General features: G+C 47.7%; 4 protein-coding genes. 2 read left to right on the top strand and 2 right to left on the bottom strand.

The features are described 5' to 3' along the window. Positions 1 to 75 precede the first annotated feature (75 nt). Entirely contained in the window at positions 76 to 1,566 is a 1,491-nt protein-coding gene (locus IQ260_RS26990; RefSeq protein ID WP_193996174.1) for an ATP-binding protein, read from the top strand. A gap of 120 nt (positions 1,567 to 1,686) precedes the next feature. On the opposite strand, the gene IQ260_RS26995 is transcribed toward IQ260_RS26990, so the two are convergent. Continuing rightward, positions 1,687 to 2,433, bottom strand: a complete 747-nt coding sequence (locus IQ260_RS26995; protein WP_193996175.1) for a class I SAM-dependent methyltransferase — start codon at positions 2,431 to 2,433, stop codon at positions 1,687 to 1,689. Positions 2,434 to 2,815: 382 nt separating this feature from the next. On the opposite strand from IQ260_RS26995, the gene IQ260_RS27000 reads away from it, so the two are divergent. Continuing rightward, positions 2,816 to 3,064 (top strand): hypothetical protein, encoded by a 249-nt coding sequence (locus IQ260_RS27000; protein ID WP_193996176.1) that lies wholly within the window; start codon positions 2,816 to 2,818, stop codon positions 3,062 to 3,064. 656 nt (positions 3,065 to 3,720) lie between these two features. Here IQ260_RS27000 and bchD read toward each other — a convergent pair. Further along, positions 3,721 to 5,599: magnesium chelatase ATPase subunit D (bchD, locus tag IQ260_RS27005; protein WP_193996177.1), on the bottom strand; the 1,879-nt coding region annotated here is incomplete at its 5' end.

The following is a 5,599-nucleotide window of genomic DNA, read 5'->3' on the forward strand; positions in this document are numbered from 1 at the left end:
ACCCATCTAAGGTTAATCGATTGACCTTAGTGAACCGCAAAGTTAATCTAAGGTTAGTAGATTAACTTTAGTCTAATGCTGGAGATCGCAAAATCAGATATTCTATCCCGTCTTCAGTTTGATAATCCTTGGTGGGAAGAAGGGGGTGAAGAACAGATCGTCTATGAAAATACACCTCGACGAAAATATTTTGAGACGTTCTCTCAAAATATTCTAGATACAAGCGTACACCGAGCAATCGTTTTGATGGGACCGCGACGGGTTGGTAAGACGGTCATGGTTTATCACAGCATTCGGATGCTCTTAGATTCTGGCATCAGCGCCAAAAACATCCTATATATATCTCTCGAAACTCCCATCTACACCGGACTCTCATTAGAGCGTATGCTCAGCTATTTTCAAGAATTGTTCAATCACAAACGTGATTCAAAGCTATTTATTTTTTTTGATGAGATTCAGTACCTACGTGAGTGGGAAATACATCTTAAATCTCTTGTTGATTCTTTCCCTAATTATCGTTTTGTGGCGACTGGTTCTGCAGCTGCCGCCCTACGATTGAAGAGTACTGAATCGGGAGCTGGCCGATTCAGTGACTATATCCTGCCGCCACTCACCTTTGCTGAGTATTTAATGTTTATCGAAAGAGAAAATGAGTTAATAGAAACCAACCGATATGACTCTGAAAGTTCTGGGTACCGCTCTCAGAAGTATGTGTACCTATCGCGAGATATTGAGGAATTAAACAAAGAGTTTGTCAACTATCTGAATTTTGGTGGATATCCCGAAGCGGTTTTTTCTGAGACAATTCGGAAAGATCCGGGTCAGTATATTAAAAGTGACATCATTGACAAAGTCTTGCTACGAGATTTGCCAAGTCTTTATGGTATCAGTGACATTCAAGAACTTAATAGGCTTTTCACAACCTTGGCATATAACTCGGGTAATGAAGTGAGCTTAGAAGGATTATCAAGATCCTCGGGTGTAGCTAAAAACACTATCAAGCGTTATCTAGAATATCTAGAAGCAGCGTTTTTAATTCGTCGCGTAGAGAGAATCGATCAAAATGCAAAGAGGTTCAAAAGAGCAGTTTGCTTCAAAGTTTATTTAACTAATCCATCAATGCGAGCAGCATTGTTCGGACAACTTGAAATAGACTCTAAGGCGATGGGAGCCATGACCGAAACTGCTATTTTTAGCCAATGGCAACACAGTAAAATGATTGAACTTTACTATGCACGTTGGAAGACGGGAGAAATCGACATCGTCCATTTAGACAAAGTACATCAGGCACCCTCTTGGATTGTCGAAGTTAAGTGGAGCGATCGCCCTCACAATTCACACTCTGAACTTGATAACTGCATAAATTTTGTAAAGAAGAATCCAGGTGTATCTCAGCCAATTTTAATCACCAGTAAGACTATCAGTGATGATGATTTTTTGTATAAGGACATAAGATTCCAATTTGAGCCAGCCAGTTTATATGCCTATATTCTTGGTGCAAATATATTGCAGAGAACTGATGCCAAAGCATTACAACAGCGTATTGGATTACTACCTCCTGAATGAATAGTTTTGCCACCCACCTCCTAGAAGATGGTTACGATATCCGAACTGTGGAAGAGAGGCGGTGCGTTAGTCCAGGCTCTAATCAGCTCAATGATACCGACTGTCCGGTGCTACGTTTTATTATATCTTTGATGCATGAAATCGCAGGCGCACATAATCAGCGACCCAGCCTCTTTCATCAGAATACAATTTCTCTCTCACAGCATTCTCGACTTCACATAAAAAGCTTTGCTCCAGTTTTTTGGGCATGTCAGCAATAATGTAGTTAGTAAATATTTTCAACCACTCTTTTACGCCTGTCTGTAAAGGCGTTGGCCTTGGAATCAACTTAATGCTGTTTATTTGGAATCCATTCTCTTGTAATTTATTTTTATATTCATCCACAGATGGAAAGTACCACGGATTACTGAATGTGCCCATATCCGGATTCCGTTTTACCACATCCTCAACAGCAGATATCAGAGTCTGAATATTGCCTCTACCACCGAATTCGCCAACAAACCTGCCCTGATCGACTAAGCATTTATAGACCCCGTTGAGCAATGCATCCTGATCAGATATCCAGTGAAGAGTAGCATTCGTAAAGACCGCATCGAATCTATTTCGATAAATAATATCAGTCCCGCTCATGAGCACTGCATCCAGCCCTCTGCTTAGAGCTGATTCGATCATGCTTTCGCTCGAATCAATTGCCTTAACCTGAGAACAAAGCTTGCTTATTTTCTCCGTGAGAATGCCATCGCCACAGCCAAGATCAAGAATTGTTTCATTAGGCTTGGGCTCCAATAGAGATAACACAGGTTTTCCCAGCTCTGCTACAAATGAGGCGTTCTCCTGATATTGCTGAGCATTCCAAGTCTGCTTCATCCGTTTCTGTCCTCCTGGCGGAATCTAATAGCTTTGTAATCAACCGCAATATTTTTTGCTTGACGTCGCAAATGGCTTAGCGGTACCTTAGTTCTCACGCCCTTGCGGGCATGACCACAAAGCTCAATATTTGGCACCAGCGGCAGGTGCAGCAAACACCTAACCGCTGATTGACCCCAAGACTGATCCAGGCAGTCCGAGGCTTGGGATACTTTATCCTATTGCTACCCCGGTTTGCATCCATTCTCGGGGTGGCTGAACGTTGAGCTTTGGTTTCTTCCTAAACCGCGTCCCAGCTGAGATTGTAGTTTGCTTGGCTACAAATCTCTAGTTTTAGCTGCGGGCCAGGTTTAATCACACTGATGTTTGGAGACCAAAGCTAATGTTTATCGATAAGACCCAGGGCGCTGTCGCGTCCACCCTTTCCGTTGGCACCGCGCCGCTACCCGATCACCAATACGAAACGGTGCGCCACCTGCTCTTTGGTACCCTTACCGGTGTCCGGCTGACCATTCAAGATCTGCACAGAAAACGCTACGCCGAGCCCAACGACTGGAGTAAGCCCATTTCCACCGGTCGCGCCAATGAGGTCATGGCAATTTTGACCAAACGGGTTGCGATTAAACAATAAGACTCACCCGTTTCTTGGCTTTCTCTTTTCTGGCATATGCCTGGAGTACTCTAGCTCGCAGCTGGCATCTGGCAAGGAGGCGTTAATCTGCCCAGGGTTCAAAACTCCGGGTTCCCGAAGGGTATCCACTGTAAGAGAAACAACAATCGGAGATGTGCTTTTAAGTTTCGCTCCGATTGTGTCAACTATTCTTCAGCTGAAAGCTTCAGACATAAAGTCTCATAGGAGAACTGTCCCTTTAGCTCATATCTTGCACTAAGATTGGTTGTGTGACTGAAGCCCGCGCCGGGTTGAAACGCCAGCGCTAACTGAGGGTTGTCCACTAAAAGGGACAATTTAGCCGGGAGGCGCTAGTGATCGGCCGCGGACCGATTGAAGCATAGTTAACCGTTGTGGAGGCGAACCCTAAAGATACGTCTCCGACGATTGTGTCCCTTCCAGTGGACACCCTTCGGCTAGCCCTGGGTTTCGAACCCAGGGCGGGTTAGCGCTTCACCGATCTGGTTGCAAGACATGAGGTTAGGGGTGACTGGGAAGGAACGGCCAAACCGATTAATGCTGAAGAATCCCCCAACCTCCTTTGAAAATGAGGAAATGTCAAAGCTATCAGGTTATTTTGCAACAGCTCCTATAAGTAGTTTTGCAATCTTCAAAGCTTATGACTGCAGATCAGCAAGTGCTCCACGGGCCATATTGGCGATCGCTTTATCCGTCGCTTTAGGCAGCTGATAATACTTCCCACCCGCAGTCTTAGCCAGCTCCTTACCAAACCCAGTAGACACAAACTTCCGCTCGGTGTCGATAATCAACAGCTGAAAGCCAGTCATGCGAATACGGCCAGCAATATCCAGCAGCTCAGCTTTAATATCAGGCTTCTCATCTTCGTCCATCGGTTCTCCCAACGACCGAGCCAACGGCACATTCCCTCGACCATCAGTAATGGCAATAATCACCACACTGCCAGTATCTCCAGACTGTTGCGCATTAGTACCCACCCGCACCGCCTGGCTTAACCCGTGGGCCAAGGGCGATCCACCACCACAGGGCATAGTCTCTAACCGTCGCCGCGCCGATGTGATCGAACGCGTCGGCGGCAACAATACGTCTGCTTGTTCTCCTCGGAAGGGAATCAACGCCACCTGATCGCGATTTTGATAGGCATCAGTCAAAAGACTCAGCACAGCTCCTTTAGCCGACTGCATCCGGTTTAAGGCCATCGAGCCAGAGGCATCGACAACAAAAATAATCAATGAGCCCGCCTTACGGGCTAATCGCTTCGCACGAATGTCGCCCTGTTCCACAATCACTTTGCGTTCAGGCTGCCGGGCACGACGGGCTTTCTGATAGGGAGCCGCAGCACGTAAGGTAGCATCAACGGCAATGCGACGCACCGGACCCTGGGGCAAAATGGGCTTGATGTAACGGCCTCGATTTTCAGAAATTACCAGGCTTTGCTTACCCGATGTGCCCTGCTTGCTCATGGTCTCGGCAAACAACAGCAGCGACGGATCTAAAACCACACCCTCAGGGTCAAATAAAAACTCTTCTGGGATGCTAGGTGGAGATTCTTCTTGCTCTTCATCCTGGTCCTCATCATCGTCGCTGTCGTCGTCCTCATTTTCTTGGGGGTCTTGATCGTCTTCCTGCTGATTTTCTGGCGGCGGTGGCGGCGGTGGCGGCTGCTCATCCTCCGGCGGCGGCTGATCCTGATTCAATGCACGGGGAATGATCACTAGTTCCACCGCTCGCCGCAGATCGTCGGCATTGATTTCGGTACGGCCTTCAAGGGCCGCGCTGGCCTTAGCCACTCGCACAGCAAATAGCTCTGCCCGGTGACCTTCTACACCGCCGCGAATAGCTTCGGTGACCAAATATTGCACCTGATCCGGGGTAATCACCACGTCCTTGAGCCACTCACGGGCCAGGATAATCTGGGTTTTGAGGTTGTCGATTTCGTCGGTGTACTCGGCTAAAAACCCTGTGGCATCATCGGCGTAGTTGGTGGCTTGTTCAGTGGCGTCTACGCGTTCTTCTAGGGTGAGGGCACGGTCGGCGGAAAGTGCGATCGCAATTCGATCTAACAAATGCTGCCGCAGCACACCTTCTTCAGGGTTATAGGTGGCCACCAGCAAAGGCTTACACGGATGCTGAAAGCTAATGCCCTCCCGCTCAATCTGATTACGCCCTTCGGTCAGCGTCCCTAGCAACAGATTTGAAATCTGATCATCCAGCAGGTTTACCTCATCAACGTAGAGCACACCGCGATGGGCTTCGGCCAAGAGCCCCGGTTGAAAAACCGATTCCCCCGTTTGAATCGACTTGGCCACATCCACCGAACCTAGCAGGCGATCTTCAGTCACCCCTAGCGGAATCTGAATAAACGGAGACGGAATTACCTTTGTCGGTAGTTCATCCAAGTTTGGCGCATTCTCACGAGCGCCAAAACGATCTAGCGTGGCATCGTCCCACTCGCGTGGATTAGTCGGGTCCGCGTTAGCATAGGAGTAATCAATGATCTCAATGGGAGACAGCAGC

It is taken from the genome of Leptolyngbya cf. ectocarpi LEGE 11479 (assembly GCF_015207065.1).
In the GTDB taxonomy this organism is placed as follows: Bacteria; Cyanobacteriota; Cyanobacteriia; order Phormidesmidales; family Phormidesmidaceae; genus Leptothoe; species Leptothoe ectocarpi.

What these genes read in the sequence shown, in the direction of transcription:
- IQ260_RS26990 (WP_193996174.1), top strand. Translation starts at nt 76, where the DNA reads ATGCTGGAGATCGCAAAATCAGATATTCTATCCCGTCTTCAGTTTGAT.
- IQ260_RS27000 (WP_193996176.1), top strand. Translation starts at nt 2,816, where the DNA reads ATGTTTATCGATAAGACCCAGGGCGCTGTCGCGTCCACCCTTTCCGTT.
- IQ260_RS26995 (WP_193996175.1), bottom strand. Translation starts at nt 2,433, where the DNA reads ATGAAGCAGACTTGGAATGCTCAGCAATATCAGGAGAACGCCTCATTT.